Origin of the sequence: Rhodococcus sp. 14-2483-1-1 (assembly GCF_002259335.1) — a bacterium.
In the GTDB taxonomy this organism is placed as follows: Bacteria; Actinomycetota; Actinomycetes; order Mycobacteriales; family Mycobacteriaceae; genus Rhodococcoides.
Genome location: NZ_NPFX01000006.1, coordinates 221,823 through 245,318, shown reverse-complemented (window position 1 = coordinate 245,318; position 23,496 = coordinate 221,823). Strand labels below are relative to the sequence as shown.

15 protein-coding genes are annotated in these 23,496 nt (G+C 64.3%); 7 read left to right on the top strand and 8 right to left on the bottom strand.

The annotated features are described in order from the left end of the window. Positions 1-394 precede the first annotated feature (394 nt). Together CH294_RS06275 and CH294_RS06270 are read right to left on the bottom strand one after the other, a co-directional pair. The gene (locus CH294_RS06275) at positions 395-1,672 is read right to left on the bottom strand and encodes a hypothetical protein (protein ID WP_141216461.1); all 1,278 of its coding nucleotides are present in this window, start codon (positions 1,670-1,672) and stop codon (positions 395-397) included. Between the two features lie 218 nt (positions 1,673-1,890). After that, positions 1,891-3,600: a DUF4012 domain-containing protein gene (locus CH294_RS06270; RefSeq protein WP_249305097.1), complete on the bottom strand. Its 1,710-nt coding sequence runs from the start codon at positions 3,598-3,600 to the stop codon at positions 1,891-1,893. 271 nt (positions 3,601-3,871) lie between these two features. Between CH294_RS06270 and CH294_RS06265 the strand changes: the two genes are divergently transcribed. From CH294_RS06265 to CH294_RS06250, 4 genes are read left to right on the top strand one after another with little or no spacing between them, the layout of a single operon-like run. Beyond that, positions 3,872-13,768, top strand: a complete 9,897-nt coding sequence (locus CH294_RS06265) for a non-ribosomal peptide synthetase (protein WP_094737335.1) — start codon at positions 3,872-3,874, stop codon at positions 13,766-13,768. After that, complete coding sequence (locus CH294_RS06260) at positions 13,768-14,646, top strand: cyclopropane mycolic acid synthase family methyltransferase (RefSeq protein ID WP_032405430.1); 879 nt, start codon at positions 13,768-13,770, stop codon at positions 14,644-14,646. The genes CH294_RS06265 and CH294_RS06260 overlap by 1 nt, the downstream gene beginning before the upstream one ends. 15 nt (positions 14,647-14,661) lie before the next feature. Continuing rightward, positions 14,662-15,336: a hypothetical protein gene (locus tag CH294_RS06255; RefSeq protein WP_094737382.1), complete on the top strand. Its 675-nt coding sequence runs from the start codon at positions 14,662-14,664 to the stop codon at positions 15,334-15,336. A gap of 19 nt (positions 15,337-15,355) precedes the next feature. Next, a complete protein-coding gene (locus CH294_RS06250; protein ID WP_170944609.1) occupies positions 15,356-15,967 on the top strand; it encodes a Wzz/FepE/Etk N-terminal domain-containing protein in 612 nt (203 codons plus the stop codon). Position 15,968: 1 nt separating this feature from the next. On the opposite strand, the gene CH294_RS06245 is transcribed toward CH294_RS06250, so the two are convergent. Then, positions 15,969-16,268, bottom strand: a complete 300-nt coding sequence (locus CH294_RS06245) for a WXG100 family type VII secretion target (protein ID WP_170944608.1) — start codon at positions 16,266-16,268, stop codon at positions 15,969-15,971. A gap of 88 nt (positions 16,269-16,356) precedes the next feature. On the opposite strand from CH294_RS06245, the gene CH294_RS06240 reads away from it, so the two are divergent. Next, positions 16,357-18,081, top strand: coding sequence for an alpha/beta hydrolase (locus CH294_RS06240; protein ID WP_141216459.1), 1,725 nt, complete (start codon positions 16,357-16,359; stop codon positions 18,079-18,081). A gap of 146 nt (positions 18,082-18,227) precedes the next feature. Next, a complete protein-coding gene (locus CH294_RS06235) occupies positions 18,228-18,647 on the top strand; it encodes an LppA family lipoprotein (RefSeq protein ID WP_170944607.1) in 420 nt (139 codons plus the stop codon). Between the two features lie 19 nt (positions 18,648-18,666). On the opposite strand, the gene CH294_RS06230 is transcribed toward CH294_RS06235, so the two are convergent. From CH294_RS06230 to CH294_RS06210, 5 genes are read right to left on the bottom strand one after another with little or no spacing between them, the layout of a single operon-like run. After that, positions 18,667-19,689, bottom strand: a complete 1,023-nt coding sequence (locus CH294_RS06230; RefSeq protein WP_141216458.1) for a hypothetical protein — start codon at positions 19,687-19,689, stop codon at positions 18,667-18,669. A 48-nt stretch (positions 19,690-19,737) separates the two neighbouring features. Further along, on the bottom strand, positions 19,738-20,178 hold the full coding sequence (locus CH294_RS06225) for a twin-arginine translocase TatA/TatE family subunit (RefSeq protein ID WP_094737329.1): 441 nt from the start codon (positions 20,176-20,178) through the stop codon (positions 19,738-19,740). Then, complete coding sequence (gene tatC / locus CH294_RS06220) at positions 20,166-20,984, bottom strand: twin-arginine translocase subunit TatC (protein WP_249305095.1); 819 nt, start codon at positions 20,982-20,984, stop codon at positions 20,166-20,168. Before tatC ends, CH294_RS06225 begins: the two co-directional genes overlap by 13 nt. Beyond that, positions 20,981-21,196 (bottom strand): twin-arginine translocase TatA/TatE family subunit, encoded by a 216-nt coding sequence (locus tag CH294_RS06215; RefSeq protein ID WP_032376093.1) that lies wholly within the window; start codon positions 21,194-21,196, stop codon positions 20,981-20,983. The genes tatC and CH294_RS06215 overlap by 4 nt, the downstream gene beginning before the upstream one ends. Positions 21,197-21,230: 34 nt before the next feature. After that, a complete protein-coding gene (locus CH294_RS06210) occupies positions 21,231-22,247 on the bottom strand; it encodes an intradiol ring-cleavage dioxygenase (RefSeq protein WP_094737328.1) in 1,017 nt (338 codons plus the stop codon). Between the two features lie 176 nt (positions 22,248-22,423). Between CH294_RS06210 and CH294_RS06205 the strand changes: the two genes are divergently transcribed. Continuing rightward, complete coding sequence (locus tag CH294_RS06205; RefSeq protein ID WP_094737327.1) at positions 22,424-23,452, top strand: ABC transporter substrate-binding protein; 1,029 nt, start codon at positions 22,424-22,426, stop codon at positions 23,450-23,452. Positions 23,453-23,496 lie beyond the last annotated feature (44 nt).

Sequence of the window (23,496 nt, the reverse complement as noted above, 5' to 3'; positions counted from 1 at the left end):
CCTTGACCTGTGAGGGGGGCGAGGATGCGACGAATCACTGCGATCACGTCGCATATTCGTGACCGATCACAGCGCGGATGGGTCAAACTTCCGCATCTGCGCAAGCATGGTCCGGCGCTGCGCACGGCGTCGGAATGCATGCGATGAGCGGCGATCGACGTATCTCTGAGTTCGAGAGCATCGCGTCATGCCTGGACGCGAACGGCTTCTCTTCGAAGACGTTCGCATGGCCGATCGGCCCATGACACCGCTCCCGAATACTTCACTGGCGGCGATGACGGCCACACGCGTACTCAACGAGAGGCGAGGCTCCCGAGGTATATGTCCGGGACGGGCACCTGGTGATTCAACATCCATACGCCGTCTGACTCGCTATAAGCGGTAGATGGATCTATCAGTTCCGAACGCTCGTGGTGGCGACGGCTGGCGTGTCGACTTCCCAGACGTTGTCGCCGTCGCGAGCTTGTTGGCGGTATGCGACGGCGAGACCGGCGAAGAACCACACTGCCGCGCCGTACTGGGTGATTAGAGCGACCGTTGCCAGCGTCGGGATCTGGGCGACTACCGCGATCTCGGCGACCGAGCCCTTTCGGTTGAGGACGCGCCAGCACACGATGGCGATGCATGCGGTGAACATGGCGACGATGATCCAGCCGAAGTCGAGGCCGATCAGTAGTGGTGTCGAGTCGACGGATCCGAGGTTCCTCCACAGTGATCGACCCTGAGAATCGATACCGACATTCCTGGCCTGGCCGATGATGTTCAGGTCGCCAGGAATGTCGGTCCATAGATTCTCGCGGTACGCGGTGCTCGGGTCGAGTTCGTTGCTGATCTCGTCGAACTTCTGCAGGAGTGGGGGTACAGCGAAAAGCGCGACCAGGGCCCCCACGACGACGGTCCAGAAACGGACCGCTGTGCTGACACCCTTCGGTAGAAACGCGACAGCCAGGACGACGGCGACGATTGCCGAAAGCATGGGACCGCGGCTTAGGGTCGTCACGGTTCCGAGGACAACCAGCGCTGCCATTGCAAGCCGGAATCGGTAGCTGCTGGACATCACGAAGGGGACAGTGGCTGCGAGGAAGCCTCCAAGTGCGATCGCGTGACCGAACCCTGCCTCGCTGCGCGCCAGTCCACCGCGGACCTGAATCTCGGCCCAGAATCCGAGGTCTAGCTCGGTGCCGAGGTGCTCGTACACGTGCAACTTCAGAGCGAACTCGATGACGGCCCATGCAGCGACAAGGACGCCCGCCATCGCGACGACGTCGGTGACGTACTTGCGGCCGAGTGAGTACCCGAGTCGACGTGCAACGAAGAACGCGGCCGCCCATTGGATCACTAACGCTGAGGCTGCGTATCGGGGGCTGAGACCGAGACCGGCGGCGACTAGTGCGAGTATCGACGTCACCACGAGCATCCAGTCGACACCGGACATTTTGTCTTGTGGCCTGGCGCGGACCACAGCGGGCAGCACAATCAGCGTGGCGATTGTGCTCGGCGGGATAGCTATTAGGCCGGGTGTCTGCAACCAGAATGGCGCGACACACAGGGCGAAAAGCCAGAAGGCCAGCGCGGCCTTTGGACGACTGGCGAAGTAGTAAGCCCCGCCCGCCGCGATGATGAGTCCGGCGAATCCGAATAAGACGGCGCTTACACTGTCGAATGCAGTCATCGGTCTTGTCCTCCTTGTGGCGATCGCTACGAGCGCGAGTCTTGCGCAATGATGCCGCAATGAGAGGTCCGCTGCGCCCCTAGTAGTCGTAGTGCTCCTTCACGGAACCCGCTGCGCGGCGGTCGCCGAAAACTTCATTCGAGTGAATGATGTGTAGGTTGACTCCTGACAACCTGGTTTTCGCTACCGACGAAACTGTGTGGGCGAGCTGGACGCAATCAGCACTGCGGAACGTCGATGCTCACCGTGGGTTGATCCACCAAAGGCTGCAGGGGCACCGTCGCCTCGCCCGAAGCCGAGGGCTCTTCGAGTTCCCACGTCACCGTCTGCGACTTACCCGGCGGAATGGTGAGGTACGCAGCCTGCACCGGCCGCCCCAGCTCGGTGCCGGCCTGGATGGAGAATCCAGTGATGCCGTTGACCTTCATGGACGTGATCTTCGCGCCCTGAGTGCCGTACAGGTAGACGATCGATTCGTTGGTGCCGTACTCCACCGTCGGCTGGAATGTGCTTGCCACGTATGACGTCAGGCCCGTCGGATCCACGTTATTGGTGAGTGTGGCTGTGACCGTCGACTTGCGGGTGCCTGCGGTGCAGGATTCCGCTGAATACGTGATGTCGCGAGTCAGGTAGTAATCGAGTTTGTTGCCGCCGGCGTTGTTGACCACCACGTCGGCGAACGGTGCCGGGCTGTCCGGCAACACGTGACCCACCTTGGTGCCGGCCAGAATTGCCTGCTCGGCCGGGTCTGCACTCCACACCGAGATGCGACCCTCGCTGCCGGCGCGGCCCACCGCGTCGAGCAAAGATCTGGTGGGTGCCGCGCCCGTGGTCATCTTCTGCACCACGGCCGCGGCGATCTCCTGCAGATACGCCTTGCGAGCCAGCTGGTCGTCGCCGAACCTGGAATACGCTGTGCTGAGAGTGATCTCGACGACGTTCTCAGCGGTGATCTGCTCGCCGTCGGCCAACGTGACCGGGCCGGTGGCACCGAGGATGTAGCTCAACGCAATCGGGTCGGTGGCAATAGTGCCGTTGAGCACTTCGCCCGTCTGCTCCGTCCACATGGACGACCAGATCTGGCCGGCATACGGAAAGTGCGGGCTCGCATTCGAGTTGCGGAAGTCGGTGGTGGTGTTTCGCGGAGCCCACAGTGCGTTGTATTCGGGCCCCAGATCGATGGGCTGTTTCGCGAACTCGAGTTCGTTGTTGCTGCCGAGGGTATCGACCCGGGCCGTACCGTTCTCGGCCCGAATGATGCCGTAGCCACCGAGCAATCCGCCGGTGCCCCGAGCCTCCGCATTGGTCTGGAATGCGAGGAAGTAACTGCGCGGGCCGTTGTCGCCGAGCATCGACGGCAGCAGTTCACTGGCGATACGGGTGTTGGTGAGCAGATTCGCGAGTTCGTTCGTCTGATCGATCAATGACGTGCGAGCCTCGTCCACCACGCCGAGGAAGGCGGGCTCGTCCACCTGCTGGGCACGCTCACTGAGCTCGTCGGCTGCGGCGGAGGTCTGCTGCAGCACCGGTTGCGCGTCCCGCAGGGCCGCGGTGTCCACCTTGCCGCCGCCCTCGACGAGGCTGCTCGGGTTCAGGCTGGCACCCGCTGCCGACGCGGGGGCAAGCACATCCACGGCCAATCCCTGCACCACATCGCTGATCTGCGCTACCGATTTCAAGGGGCTACCGAGGTAGGGAACGGCTTTGGCGATGGAAAACGGGATGGACGTCGTCGCCGAGACCGCATCGTTCGCAGATTCGGAGGCGCGCGCCGCTGCTGCCTCGGCTCCGGCCGAATCGCCGTCGAGCAACGCGTCCTTGGCCTGAGTGGCCGCGTCGCGTGTGGCGGTCAGACTCGACTGCGCGGAATAGGACTCGTAACCAAGCCACACCACAAAAGCAATGACAATGACCAGAAATACGCCCACCGTGATGAGAATTGGCCGCTTTCTACCCGATTTCCGGCCTCGGGTATCGGTCGAACTGGTTGCCATCGTCGGTGGCCTCTCGGTCGAGGAAATGTATTCGCGTGCACAGCCTAAAGGGGAGTGGACAATCTGGCGTACCTGTCCTTCGATCCAGGTAGAGCATTCACACCCGGTCGACTAGTTTGTAATGGGCGATGAAAGATCGACGTCGATGAGCGGCGCGCAGGCCGAATCGAAGCCGTCAGGGCGCGTCCGTTGAGGAGGTCGGGGAGTGTCGCCAGAGGCGGACGAGCGGTTCGAGGATGGCCGCTTTCCCCTGTCGGCTGCTCAGATGAATATCTACCTCGCTCAGCAGCTGGCACCGGACGTGCCGTTCACCATCGCGCAATACGTCGAGATCCGCGGCGATATCGATCCGGCCGTGTTGATTCGTGCGACGGACATCGCCTGCCGACGGCTCGAATCGCCTGCAGTACGAATCGGTGTGGACGACGGTCACCCGTACCAATGGTCGGACCTGCGGGTGCCGTACGCGATGATCTACCGCGACTTCACCGACCGCGACCATCCCATCGAGGATGCCCAGCGCTACATGGACGAGCAGTACCGGCAGCCCGTGGATCTGGTTCGCGACCAACTGATCGCCTCCGACATCATCCAGGTGGGCCCGTGCCACTACTACTGGTACAGCCGAGCTCACCACATCGTGATGGACGGCCTCGGCGCAATCTCGGTGCAGGAGCGCACCGCTGCGGTCTACACCGCGCTGACCGAGGGCACCGAGATTCCGAAGACTCGTGCCATCGGAGTGCGGGAGATCTACGACTACGAGGCCGCGTACCCCGACTCCTCCCGCTACGAGACCGACCGCCAGTACTGGCTGGGCCGACTCGACGGCCACCTCGAGGCTCCCCGGCTGGCCGGTAGCCCCAGTGAACCGGCCGCTCCCAGTGGAGTGACGGTCAGTGTCGGTGCTGTGTTGGACTCTGACCTCACCGAAGCCGTTGCCGCAGTGGCACATCGGTACAACTCCTCCGACGTCCCCGTTGTGCTCGCCACGTTCGCACTCTATCTCGCGCGCATGACCGACACCGAAGACGTCATGCTCAGCTTGCCGGTATCGGGCCGAGCGACCACCAAACTGCGGGAATCGTCCGGCATGATGTCCAACGTGGTGCCGCTGCGCATCGGCGTCGAACCAGGAGTCACCGTCGAAGAACTCCTTCGGCGGATTCAGGTGGAACTCACCGGCGCACTTCGCCATCAGCGATTCCGTGTCGAGGACATGCAGCGGGCGACCGGCGACGGCACCGGCAGTGCCGCTGCCGGACGCGGAGTGTTCGGTCCCACCGTCAACATCATGATGTACAACAGCACAATTCGGCTCGGCGACGTCATCGGCGAATACCGCGTGCTCTCCAGCGGACCCATCGACGACATGATGGTCAACGTCTACCCCGGTGTCGCCGGCACGAGTACCCGCGTCGACTTCCTCGGTAACCCGGCGCTGTACACCATCGATGAGCTCGCAGCACACCATCGACGCTTCCTGGCTCTCCTCGGCGAGGTGGTTCATGCACCCGAGGGACTCGCTGTGTCCGAGTTGGAGCTGATCGACGCCGAGGATGAGGTGATCGGCGCATCTGCCACCGCAACCGCCGCGCTGCTGCCCTCGCTGTTGACGGCCGGTGCCGTGGTGCGTGCCACCGGAGTCGATCAATCCAGTGACGACTTCACCAGGGTTGCGGAACATATTGCTGCGCAGTTGGTCTCGATCGGTGCAGGCCCGGACAGGCGCATTGCCGTGGCAATCGAGCGCTCCTATGAATCGGTGCTGGCGTCGTGGGCAGTCTCGATGTCGGGTGGATCGTTCGTTCCACTCGACCCGACCGAGCCTGCCGAGCGACTGGCTGCAGTACTCGCCGAGGCGAACGTCGAGTTCGGTGTCACCACCGGGGCTGTGCTGGAACAACTTCCGAGCACGATCCATTGGTTCGACATCGAGGACCTACTCGACGCAGACCCGATCGCGTTCTCGCCGCCCACCCTGCACGTCGACAACGAGGCCTACGTCATCCACACCTCTGGGTCGACCGGGAAACCCAAGGCCGTCAGCGTCACTCACCGCGGACTCGCGCAACTCGCGGCGAACGTCGTCGACCGGTATGCCGTCACTCCCGACTCGCGGGTGCTGCACGCGGCCTCACCGGTCTTCGACGCGTCCATTCAGGAAATTTTGGCCGCGTTCGCAGCGGGTGCCACCCTGGTAATAGCCCCGGCCGACGTCTACGCCGGTCCTGCCCTCGCCCACGTGTTGGACCGCGAGAAGATCACGCACCTGATCACCTCGCCGACGGTGCTGGCCACTCTCGATGCCGACGACCTCAGCTCCATCGACGTGTTCGACGTCGGGGGAGAGGAGTGCCCTCCTGCGTTGCGAGACAGGTTCGTCGCTGCCGAAGCGTCGATGCTCAACGCCTACGGGCCGACCGAGACGACGGTGTTGGCCACGCTGTCCGAGCCTATGCAGGCTGCCGAACGGGTGACCATCGGCGCGCCGCTGCCGGGTGTCCGCGGGCTGGTGCTCGACGCGCACCTGCGGCCCACGCCCTGTGGAGGTGTCGGGGAGCTCTATCTCGGCGGCGACGGACTCGCCCGCGGGTACAGCGGGCAGGCGGGCATGACCTCGACGCGCTTCGTCGCAGACCCGGGGGTCCCCGGAGCTCGGTTGTACCGCACCGGAGATATCGTCCGCCGCTCGTTCGACTGTTCCACGATGGAGTACCTGGGCCGCAGTGATCAGCAGATCCAACTGCACGGGCGTCGTCTCGAACTCGGCGAAGTGGAGTCCGCGGCAACGACGTGTGCGGGAGTGGCAGCCGCCGTAGCCGTCGTCCGCGACAATCGACTCGTCCTGTACGTCACCGGAGTCTCGGCGGGGCTGGACGGTCACCTTCGGAATCGCTTGCCTGCCTGGATGGTTCCCAGCACCGTTGTTGTTCTGGACACACTCCCCATCACTTCGAGCGGCAAGGTAAACCGTCGTGCGTTGCCGGCCCCCATCGCATCGGTCACCACCGACTACGTTGCGCCGCAGACCGACACGGAACGTACCGTGGCGAAAGCATTCGCCGACGTCCTCGGTGTCGAGGATGTGGGGCGTGAGCACTCCTTCTTCGAGCTCGGCGGTGACTCGCTCAGCGCCACCCGAGTTCTCGCTCGCCTCGGGTCCTCGATCTCGTTGACTGCGTTGTTCGCCGACCCCACGGTTCGCGCCGTCGCGGCGGCCATCGACTCGTCCGCGACGCGCGAGGTGTCGCTCGAGCTACTCGATACCGTGCTGCCCGAACGTGTCCCGCTGTCGTACGCGCAACAGCGGCTGTGGTTTCTCAACCAGTTCGATCCCGCATCGTCTGCGTACAACATGCCCGTGGCGGTTCGAGTGGGAGCCGGGGACGATCCCTCGATGGTTCTGACGGCTCTGCGCGACGTCATCGAGCGACACGAAGCCCTGCGCACGTACTACCCGGCCGACGGCGACGGGCCGCGGCAGGTAGTGCGGCCCACCGGTACCGTCCTGGTCGAGGTACCCGAGCGCACTGTGTCCGAGCGGGATCTGGACTCTGCTGTCGCAGCGGCCGCGGCCGAGGGTTTCGATGTGTCGGCCGAAGTACCCATCCGCGCAACACATCTGAGGGTGGAAGAATCCGGCGACACCGTCGTCGTCGTGGTGGTGCACCACATCTCGATGGACGGGTGGTCGGTCGACCCACTCGTGCGCGACTTCGCCTTCGCCCACGCCTCTCGTGGAGCAGGACACGCGCCCACATGGCCACGTCTGCGCGCGCAGTACGGCGAGTACGCGGTGTGGAACCGGGCAATGGTGGATTCGGTTGCCGACGAACAGCTCTCGTTCTGGGCTTCGGTCTTGAGTGGTTCGGTTCTGGGTGATGTAGACACCGCAGCGGCGGAGCTACCAGCGGACTTCCCCCGGCCATCGGTGCAATCGATGATGACGGACTCGGTCCCCTTCGAGATCGGATCGGAACTGCACGCGGGTATTCGTGAGCTGGCCCGATCTACCAACTCGACCACGTTCATGGTTGTCCATGCCGCCGTGGCTGCGGCCCTGAGTCGGTTCGGTACCTCGAACCGGGTGGTGGTCGGGTCTCCGACTGCCGGGCGAGGTCATGAGGCACTCGACGAGATGGTGGGGATGTTCGTCGGAACCCTTCCTCTCCCAGTCACTGTGGACCCGTCGGGAAGTTTTGCGTCCTTGCTCGACGCAGTCCGCACAGCAGACCTCGATGCGTTCTCGCATTCCGACGTCCCGTTCGAGCGCATCGTCGACGCCCTGGCGACCGAGCGATCCCTCGACCGGCATCCGCTCTTCCAGGTGATGCTGGCATTCGACAATGCGCCGCACCGATCGGTCGAGGACTTGCCCGTCTCGGTACTGGAGATACCCACCCGCACCTCGGAATTCGATCTCATGCTCGTGCTGGCCGAGGAATACGGTGATTCGGCGGTCCTCACCGGGCAGATCGAGTACGCGTTGGACCTCTACGAGCGCACTACCGTCGAACAGTTCGCCTCGGTGATTCTGACCATCCTGAACGCGGCGGTGGCGAACCCCGCTGTGGTCGTCGGCGACCTTGCCCTTGCCGAGACGCCGGCACTGCCTTCCTCGCCGGCCGACAGAACGCTGCTCGACGTGTTGTGCCGTGACACAGCTGTTTCCGGCGATACTGTCGCGATCGACGGCCTGGAATCGGTGACGAACGCCGAGCTCGATCGTCGCTCGAACCGGATCGCACGGCTGCTCATTGCACACGGCGTCGGGCCGGAAACTCTTGTCGCTCTGTCCCTCGAACGTTCGGCCGAATACATCGTTGCGCTGTGGGCCGTCGTGAAGGCAGGCGGCGCGTTCGTACCCGTGGACCCGCGTTACCCGGCGGCGCGCCGAGAGAAGATGTTGGAGCACATCGAGATCGGGTTCGGCGGCGTCGAGCCGACAGTGCACTGGCTCGACGAGACTCAGGCCCAGAACGTCAGCGACCTGCCGCTGACCGACGCGGACCGCCTGGCGGCGATCGAACCTGCGCACCCTGCCTACGTGATCCACACGTCGGGTTCGACGGGAACACCCAAGCCCGTGATGGTGACGCATCAGGGTGTGTATGCGCTTGCGCAGCAGGTGATCCCACGGTATGGCGTGACATCGAGTTCGCGCGTGCTGCATGGATACTCGGTGAACTTCGATGCCGCTGTACTCGAGCTGGTCCTTGCCTTCGGGGCCGGGGCAACCATGGTGATCGCGCCACCCGACCTACTCGGCGGGGACGAGATGGCGGCCTTCCTCACGGCGCATCGCGTCACGCATTACCTGTCGACACCCGCAGTGCTGGCCACCGTGCCGCCGACCCCTGGGATCGAGACCGTCGCGGTCGGCGGAGACGTGCTGGGCACTGGTGTTGTGGACGACTGGTCGGCAGGGCGATCGATGCTGAACGCCTACGGTCCCAGTGAGGCGACGGTGGTGGCCACGCTGGCCGAGTCGCTGCGCGCCGGTGCGCCGGTCACCATCGGTCGGCCGTTGGCGCATGTGGGAGCGTTCGTACTCGACGACCGGTTGCACTCGGTGCCGGTCGGTGGCGTCGGGGAGCTGTACCTCGCGGGCTCGGGCGTGGCTCGCGGGTACCACGCGGACCCGGCGTCGACAGCCGCGCGCTTCGTCGCGGCACCCGGCGGCAACCGGATGTACCGGACCGGTGACCTCGTTCGGCAGCAACCCTCGGGCATGCTCGACTACCGCGGGCGCCGGGACGACCAGGTGCAGATCAACGGTGTGCGCATCGAACTGGGGGAGATCGAGAGTGCACTGACGGCGCACCCCGAGGTCAGCGGAGTAGTAACCGCTCTGCGTGAGAACAGAATTCACGCCTGGGTCGTGGGTCTCGGTCCGCAGGAGGCTGCCCAGTGGCTACTGGACAGGCTGCCGTTGTCGATGCAACCGGCCGCCATCACGCAGATCGACGGTATTCCGCTGACCGGCAACGGCAAAGTGGATCTCGCAGCCTTGTACTCGGAGCCGCTGCCGGGCGGCGATCCCGCGGCGGTGCGCACCTTGGCGCAGGAGGTGGTGCTCGGAATCTTCGCCGACCTGCTGGGCATCGACGATCCTGCCGTCGACGCTAATTTCTTCGTCCTCGGCGGGGACTCTCTCGTCGCGACGCGTGCTGCCACCCGCATCAGTGCGGCGCTCGGCACAAACGTACCGGTGCGGACCATCTTCGAGTCGCCCACTGCGGCACAGCTCGCGTCCGCGATCGAGTTGCTGTCCGAGAACTACACACCGCTACCGGCTCTGGTCCACGATCCGGGCGCGCGGTCCTACCCCGGCCTTGCCCCGGCCGAACGACGAATCTGGCTGCAGAATCGATACGACCCGGCATCGGCCGCATACAACATCGCCTTCGAGGTGCCGCTTCCGCCGGACCTGGACCTCGATGTTCTGCGCGCCGCGATAGCGGATGTGCTGGAACGGCATACACCGCTGCGGACGGTGTACCCGTCGACCGCGGACGGTCCCGTCACCGTTGTTCTCGACCCGCAGATCGTGCTGTCGACGTTGGACGACGCTCATGCAGGGACCGATGCTCTGGCCCTGCACGGCTTCGACCTGACCCTCGAAGCGCCGCTTCGACTGGGCTTGATGGATAGAGGCGGCGAGCGGACGCTGTCCGTCGTCGCGCACCACATCGCGATCGACGGCCTTTCGCTCCGTCCACTGGCCCGAGACGTCGAGATCGCTCTGCTCGCCCGAACGTCCGGATCCGCACCGGAATTCGGCTCTCTCGCAATCGACTACTCGGATTATCGAGTGTGGCAGCGGGATGTGCTCGACGCCGTGGCCTCGGATCAGCTCGAGTTCTGGCGTCGCACCCTGGCCGGCGTGCCGGAGTTCCTCGACCTGCCGACCGGAACCCCTGATCCCTCGGCCGATGCGACAGCCGTGGAGTTCTCCGTCGGCCCGGAAACCCTCACGCGGCTGCGCTTGCTCGCGCACCGTTTGGGCGCAACGGTGTTCGTCGTGGTCCACGCAGCGCTGGCTGCCGTGCTCGCCGAATCCAGTGGCACCCAGGACATCGCCATCGGAACCCCGGTGGCGGGCCGATCCGAACCGGAGCTCGACCACCTCGTCGGCATGTTCGTCGGGACCGTTGTGCTCAGGACAGAAGTCGATCCGTCGACGACGTTCGAGGACTTCGTGACCGTGGTCCGCGACCGGGATCTCGATGCCTTCGCGCACTCGGACATCCCGTTCGAGTGGGTGGTGGACGCTGTGCAACCCACCCGCGCCGTCGATACCCATCCGCTGTTCCAAGTGCTCCTTGCATTCGGCGATACGGCAACTCCGACAGTCGAACTGGGGTCGTCGTCGATCGCCCCGCGGCGCGTGGACATCACGGCGACACAGTTCGACTTGGAGGTCTTGGTCGACGAGTCCGAGGCCGGACTGATCGGCCATCTCGGGTACTCGCCCGCACGGTTCTCGCGATCGGTGATTCTCGGATTCGCCGAGCGCCTGGCCGAGGTGTTGACCATGGTCTCCACGCAGCCGAACGTCCGGCTCGGCAGTGCAGAGTTCGGGCACGCCCCGTCGGCCGTTGCATCCCACCGCGGCAGCGCACCCGAATACACATTGGCGGCGGTGTTCGAGCAGGCAGTGACGAACTGGCCGGACAATGCCGCGGTGATCGAGGGGTCCCGATCGTTGACCTACCGTGAAGTAGATCGACAGTCGAATGCAGTGGCAGACAGCCTGATACGTGCAGGTGCTCGGCCCGGCGCTCTGGTGGCCATTGCCTATCCTCGATCCGTCGAGTACCTCGTCGCGATCTGGGCCGTGGCCAAGACCGGGGCCGGCTTCCTGTCCATCGACCCCTCTCAACCCGTGGCCCGGGTGCAGGAGATCCTCGATCGCGCAGCGCCGGTCACGGGAATTTCGGCTGCAGACTTCCATTCGGTCGGTGGCGACTGGGTGAGCGTCACCGGCGACGAGCTCGACTGTGTCGATGTTCGTGCAGCACCGCTGGACAGCGTGGCCTACGTCGTCTACACCTCCGGTTCGACCGGGGTGCCCAAGGGTGTGCGGGTGACGCACCGGGGCATCGCGAATCTGGTGCAGAGCCAACAAGACCTCTTCGGAGTGGAGCCGGAATCTCGGGTGCTCCAGTTCGCGTCGCCGAGTTTCGATGCGTCGATATTCGAGACACTGATGGCCGTCGGTGCGGGAGCCAGCGTGGTGATCGTTCCGTCCGAGGTGCACGGAGGGCGCGAGCTCGAAGCGCTCATCGATCGACACCAGGTGACCCACGCCTGCCTCACGCCGACCGTGCTCCAGGTGACCGACGCCGACGCCGTGCCGTCACTTCGGGTGGTCGTGATGGCGGGTGAAGCCGCCAATTCTGCTTTGCTGCAACGATGGTCACGTCATCGATCGGTGTTCAACGCCTACGGGCCCACGGAGGGGACCGTCATGAGCACCTGCACCACCGACCAGCGTGAGTGGGGCTCGGCAGAGGCGGCGGGTCCGGTGACCATCGGTGGGCCGATTCGTGGCTACGACGCTGTGGTCCTCGATGCCCGTCTCCGCCCGGTGGGGAACAACGTCGTCGGGGAGCTCTACCTCGGCGGGGCCGGTCTTGCCGAAGGGTATGTGGAGCAGAGCGGAACGACGGCAAGTAGTTTCGTCGCCAATCCGTTCGGGGACGGTCGGCTCTACCGAACCGGCGATCTTGTGCGCTGGGTTGTTCAGAGCAGCGTGGTTCGAGGCAGCGATCGCGAACTGGAATACCTGGGCCGAGTCGATTCACAAGTGAAGGTGCGCGGACATCGCGTCGAACTGTCCGAGGTGGAAGCGGCGCTGCTGCGTCATCGGAATGTGCGTCAGGCCAGCGTGATCGGACATGGGCATTCTCTTGCTGCCTACGTGGTGGGCGGCGTCGAACCTCGGGAGGCTCGCGAATTCCTGGCCAGGACACTTCCGGCGTACATGGTGCCCGGTACCGTGACCGTCGTCGATGCACTGCCGATGACATTGTCCGGCAAAGTCGATGTGAGCGCGCTGCCCGAACCCTCGGTGACGTCGACCGAACGACGGGCCCCGGTCTCGGCCAACGAAGTATTGGTGCACGGCGTGTTCTCCGACGTACTGCAGGTGGCCGGTGAGGACATCGGTGTGGATGACAACTTCTTCGATCTCGGCGGGCACTCCCTCTCGGCGGTGCAGGTGATGGATGCGCTGGGGGACCGGCTGGGCCGTCGGCTGCCCATCAGCCTGCTGCTGGTGCACCCGACGATCTCGGCTCTGGCAACGCAACTCGACGGAGGCGAGCACGGTGTCGACAGTGCCTTCGATGTGGTGCTTCCGCTGCGAACCGAGGGCGTGGGCGCACCGCTGTTCTGTGTGCACCCGGCCATCGGAATTGCCTGGAGTTACTTCTCGCTCCTCGGGGAGACCGACCGCCCGCTGTACGGCTTGCAGGTGCCGGGCATCGCCGACGGTGAAGCGCCGCCGTCCTCGATCGAGGAGTTCGCCGAGAGATACGTACGCGAGATCCGAGGTGTTCAGGCGCACGGTCCCTATCACCTGGTCGGGTGGTCGCTCGGCGGAGTGATCGCGCATGCTGTTGCCACACAACTGCAGTCGGAAGGTGAGCACGTTGCCCTGCTCGCGCTCGTCGACGCGCAGCTCTCGGCACCTGAGTTCTCGGCGCAGGGGGGTGCCGCAGAGTTCGGCATCGACGATCTCGCTCGTCAGCTCGGGGTCGAGGGTGACTCGTTCGAGAGCATCGTGGATCGATTGCGCGAGAACAGAAGTGAACTGGCGTTTCTGACCGTGGATCATCTGTGGCGAATGTATCGTCCCGTCGCGGCGGCTCCCACCTGGGTGGCGTCGTATGCGCCGGCTGTGTTCGCGGGGCCGGTGCACTACTTCGCCGCTCGCGGCTCGCACGGTGCGGAGCACTGGACGGACTTCGTGGACGGCCGCATTGCGGTTCACCGGGTGGATGTAGAACACGAAGACATGCTGGGCGAGTTCGGTGCCCGTGCACTAGGCCGAGTGATCGGCACCGATGCGGTGGGGAAAGGTGTGGCGTGATGAGCGAACAATTGGAGCCGTACGTCGATGACGTGCGAGCACATTACGACCTGTCGGACGAGTTCTTCGCTCTGTTCCTCGATCCGAGTATGACGTACAGCTGCGCCTACTTCGAGCGTGAGGACATGACGCTGGAGGAGGCGCAGACGGCCAAGATCGACCTTGCCCTCGGCAAGCTCGACCTGAAGCCGGGGATGACGCTGCTCGACATCGGCTGCGGTTGGGGAGCTCTCGCCAAGCGGGCGGTCGAGAAGTACGACGTCAACGTCATCGGTCTGACGTTGAGCCGAAACCAGTACGAGCACGGACGCACTGTTGTTGCCGGCCTGTCGACCGACCGCACGGTCGACATCCGGTTGCAGGGGTGGGAAGAATTCGACGAGCCCGTCGACCGCATCGTCAGTATCGGCGCGTTCGAGCATTTCAGGCGAAACCGATACTCGGCGTTCTTCGCCAAGTGCCGCTCGGTACTGGCGAACGACGGGCGAATGTTGTTGCACACCATCGTCATCACGCCGCCAGATCCGGCATCCGGTGGGGGCGGACTCACCCGCGAGGACGCGCACTTCTCGCGCTTCATCCTGCGCGACATCTTTCCCGGCGGACAGTTGACGCTCGTCAAGGTGATCAAGTCCAAAGCGGCCGATGCCGGGTTCGAGTTGCTTCGGGAGCACCCTCTGAGGCTGCACTACGCGAGGACCCTCGACACGTGGGCCGAGAAGTTGATCGCGTCCCGGGACGAGGCCATCGCCGTGTCCTCGGAGGCGACGTACGACAAGTACGTGCAGTACCTCACCGGCTCGTCGGCGCGATTCAAGAGTTCACGCATCGACGTTGTGCAATTTACGCTGGCCGCTGCCGACATACCTTCGAACTGACGAGGAGTGCTCACGATGAAGAATGCCCGGCTCAGTGTTGTCGGTGGACTGTTCGCCGCCGCGGTAATGGCCGTCAGCGCGATGGCCCCCGGAACCGCTGCCGCAGCACCTCTTCCGGTCGTCGGACCCGGCAGTGGTTTCGTCACCACCGGAGGCATCGACGATCTCACCGCCTGCTCCATCGCGGCCGTCGGATACGACGACGCCGGCCGACTCGTTGCGCTCACCGCAGGGCACTGCATTCTGCGCACGGGCCTGCCCGTCACGCTCGTCGGATCGCCTGCCGCCCCGGTCGGCACTACGGCCGTCGGGCATTGGGGACCCGATTACGGCATCATCGTCCTCGATCCCACCAAGGTGACGCCGGTGTCGAGTCTGGGCGGAATCACCGTGACGGACATCGGCATCGGATCGGTGGGACAGCCGGTCTGCAAGAGCGGGCTCGGCAGCGGACTGACGTGCGGCACCGTCGTCGACACGCGGGGCAGTGATCTGATGTCCGATGCCGTCACCGTTTGGGCCGACTCCGGAGCTCCGCTCGTGGCCGGAACCACGCTGATCGGAATCGCCAGCCATGCCTCGGGCGCTCCGTTGCTCAGTCCCACCGCCTACGCATCCGCGTCGGAATCGGTGCGTTTGCTGAGTACATCGGGAGCTCCGGGTGCGGGCTTCCGGCCGGTGGGAAGCTGATACACCCGGATGGCGTGAGGTGAGCAGGCGGAGTTTCGGAGACATCGTCAGGGCGGGCTGGCGAATCGTCGCCGTGTCCGTCGTCGTATTCGTGGCCGCGGCATTCGGGATGAGCTTGTTGGTTACCCCGGTGTACGAATCGCGGGCTCAGATGTTCGTCTCCACGCCCAATCAGACCTTCAGACAAGAGGAGTACAGGGCGGACCTGTTTTCGCAGCAACGGATCGCGGCGTATGCGGAACTGGTGGAAGGCAGTCCGCTCGCATCGAACGTTGTCGATGAGCTCGCACTGGATCTCAGTCCGGCGGAGCTGGCCCAGAAGGTGACAGTGTCGTACTCGTTGGGGAGTGTCGTGTTCGACATCGTCGCCACCGACAACTCTCCGGAGCGCGCACGCGACATCGCGAACACTATGGCTATCGACCTGAGTGAACTGGTTGCGGAGCTGGAGGCTCCCGAGGACGGTGGGATTCCCTCGGCGGCCGTCGGGATACGCAACCAGCCCGAGGCCTCGTCTACTCCGATCCGGCCGAACACTGCGCAATATCTCACGATCGGTGCTGTAGTGGGATTGCTTGTCGGTGTTGCGTTGGTACTCGCACAACTCCGTTTCGGAAGGAACCGGCCGTAATTCAGCCGGTACCGCGTATCTGCGCTTCTGTTCGAGCCTCGGCTTCTGCGTAATCGCGAGCTGATGCCTGCAGTTTTCGAGCAAGATCTTTCACGTCGGTCGACAGTGTCGAGTCGGCTGCATCCCACGCAGACAGCAGGAACGAGAACGCTTCGCCTGCTGCTCCCGGCCAACACGCTGTACCCGCCGACATATCGCGAGCCACCACGGCGAGATCGTCGGATGCCATCTCGATCGCGAGGTCGGTTCTGCCTGCTGCGTCGAGAAGCACCGCAACACTGACGTCCAGACGATCCCCCATCACATTCCTCCCCCGAGGCTGTTGGTGCCTGTCACTACGGTGAACGTAACACCCGGTTGGGAGGGCAGTGGGCTGGTACCTTGACCGCGTGGTTGACATCGGGGGAATCAACGACTGGGACACGGCGGGGCTCGAGCGGCTCAGCAGCTCGCTCACCAGCAGAATCAGCACACTGATCGATCTGGGCGATCAGCTCGATCGCCTCGAGCTCATCGACGGCTGGGTGGGGGAGGCAAGTGAGGTGGCCCGTCGGGCATTCGACGCGGTCGTCGATCAACTGACCAACTCCGCCGCGCAAGTCGGAGCGATCAAGCGACTGACCGACGACACCGAAGATTCCGTCGTGGCGTTGAAGCGTGCGCTCGCCGACGTGTCGTCGCTGGCCTTCGCGAACGACTTCGCCGTGTGCAACGACAACACGCTGTGGGACCGATGGGCTTTCGAGCGACCGCCGAATCGGACCGACGCCGAATCCGCGGACCGTCAGCGGATGAAAGTCGAACTCCTCGACCGCGTCGGCGAAATCGTCCGTCGCGGAACAGAAATCGAGGAGAACGCAGCTGCAATCATGACCGCAGCTGCTCGAAACCTGATCAGCGACAACGACAGTACCGACGTGCGCGAGGCGGCGGGGATCGGCAGCGATCAGGGGGCGGCGAAAGCCCCGCAGCCGCCGGCCGAGGGACATCCGGCCGCGAACAATCAATGGTGGAACTCGCTCACCGACGATCAGCGCGACTACGTGCGAGAAGAGCGGCCCCACTGGATCGGTGACCTCGACGGCATTCCGGCGGCCGATCGGTCGAGCGCCAACCTCGCTCAGTTGGATGTCGACCGCAGCTCCGTCGACGGTCAGGTCAACGAGGCGCAGGCTCGCTTCGACCAGACCGGTAGTGCGATGGACGGACAGCGGCTGCAACTGGCGCTCGACAAGCGAACGTCGCTCGATGCCGTCGAACGTCTGATGTTCGAGAAGGGAACGGACGGGAGCTTTGTGCTGGGCGCGGACGGACAGCGCATTCCGGTTCCGGATCGGCACCTGCTGTCCTTCGACGCTTCGCCGGAACGGACGCTGGCGACTGCCGTCATCGCAGTCGGTGACGTGGACACCGCGGATCACGTATCCGTCCACACACCAGGCTTCACCAGCACCGTCCACAAGGGGCTCGGCAGCCTGGTGAACGACGCGGCGAACATCCGTGACCTTTCGCAATGGCAACTCGATCACTACAGTCCCGACGCCGCCGGACAGACCGTCGCATCGGTCGCCTACATGGGATACGAGGCCCCGCAGAAGGTCGGGGTGTTGTCCGACGACATGGCTCAGACCGGAGGCAGCAGGCTTGCGTCGTTCCTCGACGGTATCGACGCATCGCGTTCGGACGATCCGCATCTGACCGCCGTCGGGCACTCCTATGGCTCTCTCACAACAGGATTCGCGCTGCAGGACGGTACCGGGGTGGACGACGCGGTGTTCATGGGATCGCCCGGTGTCGGCACCGACAACCTGGGTGCGCTGCACATCACCGGTGACGCGTACACCCTCGCATCCGGCGGAGACGGTGTTGCGGCCCTTGCCGCATTCGGAGGTGATCCACGCGAGATCGCCGGAGTGCACGATCTGTCGACTCGCGCCGCCGATGTGGTGATGCCTGACGGCACCGACGTCGCGCTCATGTCCACCGATCGATTCACCGGCTCGATCATCGAACGGATGGGAAGTCACAGCGACTACTACAAGGTGGATACCACGAGTCAGTTCAATCAAGCAGCCGTGATCGCAGGCATTCCCGATGTGGCAGTGGCCCGATGACACGACGAAGCAAGGCGTGCACGGCAGCAGCAATACTGGCTGCCGTATTCCTGGGGGGATGTATGAGCAACACACCGGAGCCGTACGAGGGAGAGCATCGTCCGCGTGGGAAGGCCGACTCGGAAATCGTTGCCGAGCAGACCGCCTTGCGGTTCGAGGAGTTGAAGCAGCGGGTGGGGCGGCAGAGCACAGTAGAGCCCGCATTCGAGCGGATGCAGGAAGACATCAAGGCGGCGATCTCGACGCTGGTGCCGGGACTGGAATGGTCGACCACCCGCACACGCAGCGAATCACCCTGCGATGAGCCGTATTCCAATACGCCCGGCTTGAATGTGAAGCTCGTGCCGTTCAGTTCCGACGCGCCGATCCCAGCCGATCGGTGGCGGGCCGTGCTCGAGGCCGTCAATTCCATCGCCGTCGCCAATGGGTTCGACGGCACCGACCTGAACAGCGAGAATGCCGAGCGTCGTCAGGTGAGTTTCCGCGACCCCGATGGTGGCCGCATTCTCCTCGGCGCGGGTGGGCGGACAGCACTGATGATCACCACGGGCTGCTATTTGCGGTGATCGATTAGAAACTCGCCTGCTACACCCGATCGATCCCTGCGTGATGTGTCGGGTCGATCAGGAACAGGCTGCTGCCGTCCAATCCGTCTCTGCGGTGGATGTTTCCGCGCAATCCGGCTTCGACCAAACGCACGGCGATGTCGTAGATCTCGTCGAGACGTTCATCGGTGAGGTCGGGCCGAACTGCAAGATCGATGTCGTCACCGATGTGCCGCATCACTGCCTGGAACGACGGGCTTACTGAGCTGTAGAGCTCTTCGCACTGGGCCACCAGGGCGTCGGACATCACGTAATCGTCCGCCGCGCCCAGCAGTGGCGTCACACCGAAATCCTCGAGCAGGTTGATCAGCTGCACCCCACTGCGTCCAGCTGCCGTCGACCGATCCGACAGCACACCCGTTTCCACTTCCTTCGTGGTGAAGATCAGTGTGGCCTCGGCACTGGGATCGAGTAGCCCCAGATCGGCACGCATCGCCTTGAGCAACAACGAATGCATTCTGATGATGTACGCGTGCTCGCTCTGCAGGCGTTCGTAGGCGGGCCCGGCAATTCCGGTCTCGGGTGCCAGCGGGGTCAACACTCGGCGATCGATGCCTGTCGACAACTCCAGTGCCAATGGATGAACGCGTCGGCGAGCCACCACCAGTGCTGCGCTCAGTGCGAGGTTCAACTGGTCGTAGGCCTTGTTCAGCGCCCGAGTCGCGGCAGCGAGATCGCCTACCGGCGTCGAGATCACCGCTGCGGAAATCTCCTCGGCCACAACACGATCGACGTTCGACAGGGCGAAGAGCAGCTCTTGATAACGCGCGGTCACCTGGTCGCGATTCCACGAGTCGTTGTCGCTCGACTGGCGCACCTGACGATCGACAGCATTGTGCAGTGCCGCCACCTCGCGGGAGATGACGTCCTCGTTCGCGCCGACCCGACGCACGCTCAACGCAGCCCACGCGGCACCCACAGCGGCGATCACCACGACGATCAAGGTCCACAACGCAATTGCGGACACACCCGACTCCGAAGCAGCCAAGACGCTGGTAGTCATCGCTACATCATGCCGGACTGTGTTACTCAACGTCCTTCTTTCGCCGTTCTAACCTGCAGTGCGACATTCGCCGACGACCTGTGCGGCGATGCGGCGTGGGTCGTTTTCGGGCAGCGAGTCGATGAGGATTCGGCGTGGATGCGACGACGGACCGGTGATCAGATACTTCTGACCGGGTCGCACTCGGCCGGCCTCTGCGAGGACCTCGTCGGGCCACTCGGTACTCGGGGTGACGTCGGTCTCGCGTAGTGCGTCGGCGACGATGCGTCGCGGGTCGTACTGGCGCACGTCCATCGTTTCCCATTGGCTGCGGCGCAGCGGAACGCCCATCTCGTCCTCCGCTGCACTGCGAGTGGTGTCGACGAACTGTCGAACAGAGCGCACGGCCCGTCCGAGTTGTTGGGCGTAACCGGGGAGGCGCGAGGGGCCGAGAACGAACCCGGCGATGATCGCGACCAGGAACAGTTTTTCGAAGGTCAATCCGAACATGATGTGAGCTCCGGTTTCGAGGGTGTGAGGGCGCGCCTGCCAGCTCGCCTGTCGTGTACCTCGGTGATCACAATGGCCGCACCGAACAGGGTCGCCATCGGTAACGCGACCAGGAACATGGACAGGACGTCGGCAGCGGGAGTGACCAGCGCGCTGAACAAGGCAATTCCGACGACACTGAGCCGCCAGCTGCTGCGAAGTCGGTGTGCGGAGAGGATGCCGAGGCAGTTGAGCATCACGAGCACTGCCGGAAGGACGAAGGCGATACCGGTCGCCAACACGATCTTCATGACGAAATCCACGTAGTACGAGGCGTTGAGGATGGTGCTGTCCTCGTCGGAGGAGAAGCCGGCAAGGACGCTGACCATGCGCGGGAAGATGGTGAATCCGAACATGCACCCGGCCACGAACAGTGGGGCCGCGGCGGCGGAGAATCCGTACACGTACTTCTTCTCGCGACGCGTCAAACCGGGAGTGAGGTAGGCGAACAGCTCACGTAACCAGACCGGACTCGACACGATGACGCCGGCGAACAGCGCGATTCTCAGTTCGAGATCGAAGGCGCCCGTGACAGTTTCGAAGTTGAGACTGGCTGCACGCGAGAGGGCGAGTTCCTCGACCGGTGCGCGGAGGATGTCGAGAATCTGGTCGGAGAGGGCGAACCCGATCGCTATGCCGACGAGCAGGGACACCGCCGCGCGGATCGCACGGCGACGTGCCTCGCGCATATGGCCGGCCAGGGGCATGGTGCCCCGCGGAGCGGTAGCCCGCGCGGCAGTGCCCCGCGCGGCGGTGGCCGTGATCACGACGCGTGTCGGTACGGAACTGTGGCGGACGAAGCGTCGGCAACCGCGTCATCGCGGGGTGCTGCGTTCTTGTCCTCGCGCACTTCGTCTTTGAGGATGCGCAGCGATTGGCCGACGCCCTTGGCGAGTGACGGGAGTTTGGTGGAGCCGAACACGAGCAGCAGGATGGCGAGAACGATGAGGGCGTGCCATCCGGTGAGGTTGTGCAACATGGTATTTCCTTCGGTGATGTGGGGTGAGGGGGGATCAGTTGGTGGGTGCGGCGCCGTCGGCCGGTGGGCCGCCTGCAGGGGGAGTGCCGCCGCCCATCGGAGGCTGACCGCCACCTCCGGCAGGTGCTCCGCCGCCGCCTGCAGCGGGTTCGGTGGTGGTGTCGATGGCCACGGCCAAGGATCCGACGTAGCCGGATGTGGGGTCGCCCGAGAACGTCCCCATCTCGAGGTCGTAGCCGTCGCCGAAGACGTTGTCGTTGTCGAGGCTGCCGAGCTGGGCCAGGTTCTTCGCGGAGTTCGGGTAGGTGTCGAGTTGGTAGATCGCGTCGAGCATGTCCTGAGGGAACGCGACCTGTGAGGTGGCAATAGCGTTGTCCGCGTTGGTTGCCGACGCCGCATCGGGATAGACCTCGAAGTGCATGTGGGTCCATCGACCGGAATAGCAGCCGGGGACGATGGTCTCGAACGTCACCGTACCGTCGGCACCGGCAGCTTGAATGCCGCGCAGATACGTCTCGTCCTCGACGCCCTCGGAGTACATCGAATACTGGCCGTCCGCGTCGCACTGCCACAGGTACACGGCAGCACCCTCGAACGGTCGATTGTCGTTCGCCATGTCGGTGAGTGTGAAGGTGAACGACAGTGGCGTTCCCTCGACTGTGGTTCCGCCGTCGAGGCTGGAGGTGATGTCGTTGCGCACTATCCCTGATTCTTCGAGAACATTGACGCCGTTGGTGCCGTCGGCCGGGTAGGGGCCGTTGGTCTCCTGGGGGATTTCGCTCGTTGCGCTCGCGGTGCCGGTGCCGGTAGCCGTCGTCGTGGAAGTTGTTGTGCTGGTGACACTTGCGCCGTTGGACGTCGAGGAGCAGGCGGCCAGTGCCACCGCTCCGGCCCCCGCGCCGACGATGCTGAGCACGCGGCGGCGAGTGATCAGGGTGGTGATGTCGAACCCGGCACCCTGATCGACCACCTCTTCGGTGGGGCGATCGAGAAGCCGTCCCTCGTAGGTCGGTCCGGCAGAAGTGTTGGTGGGCTCTGGAATTGGGGGCATCGTCTGATCTCCTGAGATGGCATCGGTTCTTTTCGGTAGTGCCAATACTCTGGGATGTTCCGGTGAGAACCCTGGACTCTCACTGCGAGGTTCCTGTGAGCCCCGGGCGGTCGGTTTTACCAACAGGGATAGCTAAGGCTAACCTACAAGTCCGATCACCGACATACAGGACATTCATGACTCATCGCGCAACTACTCGATTCGCTGCCGTGCTCACCGCCGCGTTGGCCGGGTCCATCGCACTCGCGGGCTGCAGCCCTTCAGATACCGTCGAGACTCCGACCGCAGCGTCATCCACCGGCTCGTTCCCGCTGACGGTGCAACACATGTACGGCGAGACCACCCTCGACGCTGTGCCTCAACGGGTAGCGACCTGGGGCTTCGGCACAACGGACGCGGTACTCGCGCTCGGCGTCGTGCCGGTGGCCATGCCCGCGGCCGAATACGGCGGCGGCGACGATCTGATCTACCCGTGGATCTCCGACGCGATCGACGCGAGCGGCGGTCCGGCGCCGACTCTGCTCGACAACGTCACCAACGCCTTGACGGTCGAGAAGGTGCTCGCCGCCGATCCTGATGTGCTGCTGGCCCCGCACTCCGGCCTGACGCAGGCCGAGTACGACGCGGTGACCGACGCCGGAATTCCCGTCATCGCCCCGCCCGAAGAGCTGTGGTCGACGCCGTGGCGCGATGTCATCACCACCACCGGAGATGTTCTCGGCGTTCCGGATCGGGCCCGGGATCTGGTCTCCGATCTGGACCGGCAGGTGAGCGAGGCAGGTGCGCAGCATCCCGAATTCGACGGCCGATCGATCGCATACGTGTCCGAGGCCGCCGATGTGTACTACCTACTGCTGCCGTCGGACCCCCGAGTGGAGCTACTCGAGAATCTCGGCTTCGTCTCGCCTGCATCGGTGACCGACCTCGCGACCGACGACGCCACGTACTCGACCACCGTCTCGGCAGAGAACATCTCGAAAATCGACGCCGATGTGGTGTTCACTCAGGTCGACACCGACGACGCCTTGCAGCAATTCGTCGATTCGCCTGTCTCGCGCCAGATTCCGGCCGTAGCCGCGGGTGCAGTCGCAGGATTCGTCGGCCAGGAAGCCGGAGCTGCAGTAGGCCCGACGGCATTGTCGATTCCGTATTTCCTGCCGACCCTGGTCGACGGACTCGCATCCGCTGTGAACACCGCTGGCTGAGTACTGCCGAGGAGTGGGGCGGCGACATTCGGGAACGTCCGGAA

Coding starts and splice junctions, on each gene's coding strand:
- CH294_RS06275 (WP_141216461.1), bottom strand. CDS start 1,672: ATGACTGCATTCGACAGTGTAAGCGCCGTCTTATTCGGATTCGCCGGA.
- CH294_RS06255 (WP_094737382.1), top strand. CDS start 14,662: ATGAAGAATGCCCGGCTCAGTGTTGTCGGTGGACTGTTCGCCGCCGCG.
- CH294_RS06245 (WP_170944608.1), bottom strand. CDS start 16,268: ATGGGGGATCGTCTGGACGTCAGTGTTGCGGTGCTTCTCGACGCAGCA.
- CH294_RS06215 (WP_032376093.1), bottom strand. CDS start 21,196: ATGTTGCACAACCTCACCGGATGGCACGCCCTCATCGTTCTCGCCATC.
- CH294_RS06230 (WP_141216458.1), bottom strand. CDS start 19,689: ATGACTACCAGCGTCTTGGCTGCTTCGGAGTCGGGTGTGTCCGCAATT.
- CH294_RS06210 (WP_094737328.1), bottom strand. CDS start 22,247: ATGCCCCCAATTCCAGAGCCCACCAACACTTCTGCCGGACCGACCTAC.
- CH294_RS06205 (WP_094737327.1), top strand. CDS start 22,424: ATGACTCATCGCGCAACTACTCGATTCGCTGCCGTGCTCACCGCCGCG.
- CH294_RS06225 (WP_094737329.1), bottom strand. CDS start 20,178: ATGTTCGGATTGACCTTCGAAAAACTGTTCCTGGTCGCGATCATCGCC.
- CH294_RS06260 (WP_032405430.1), top strand. CDS start 13,768: ATGAGCGAACAATTGGAGCCGTACGTCGATGACGTGCGAGCACATTAC.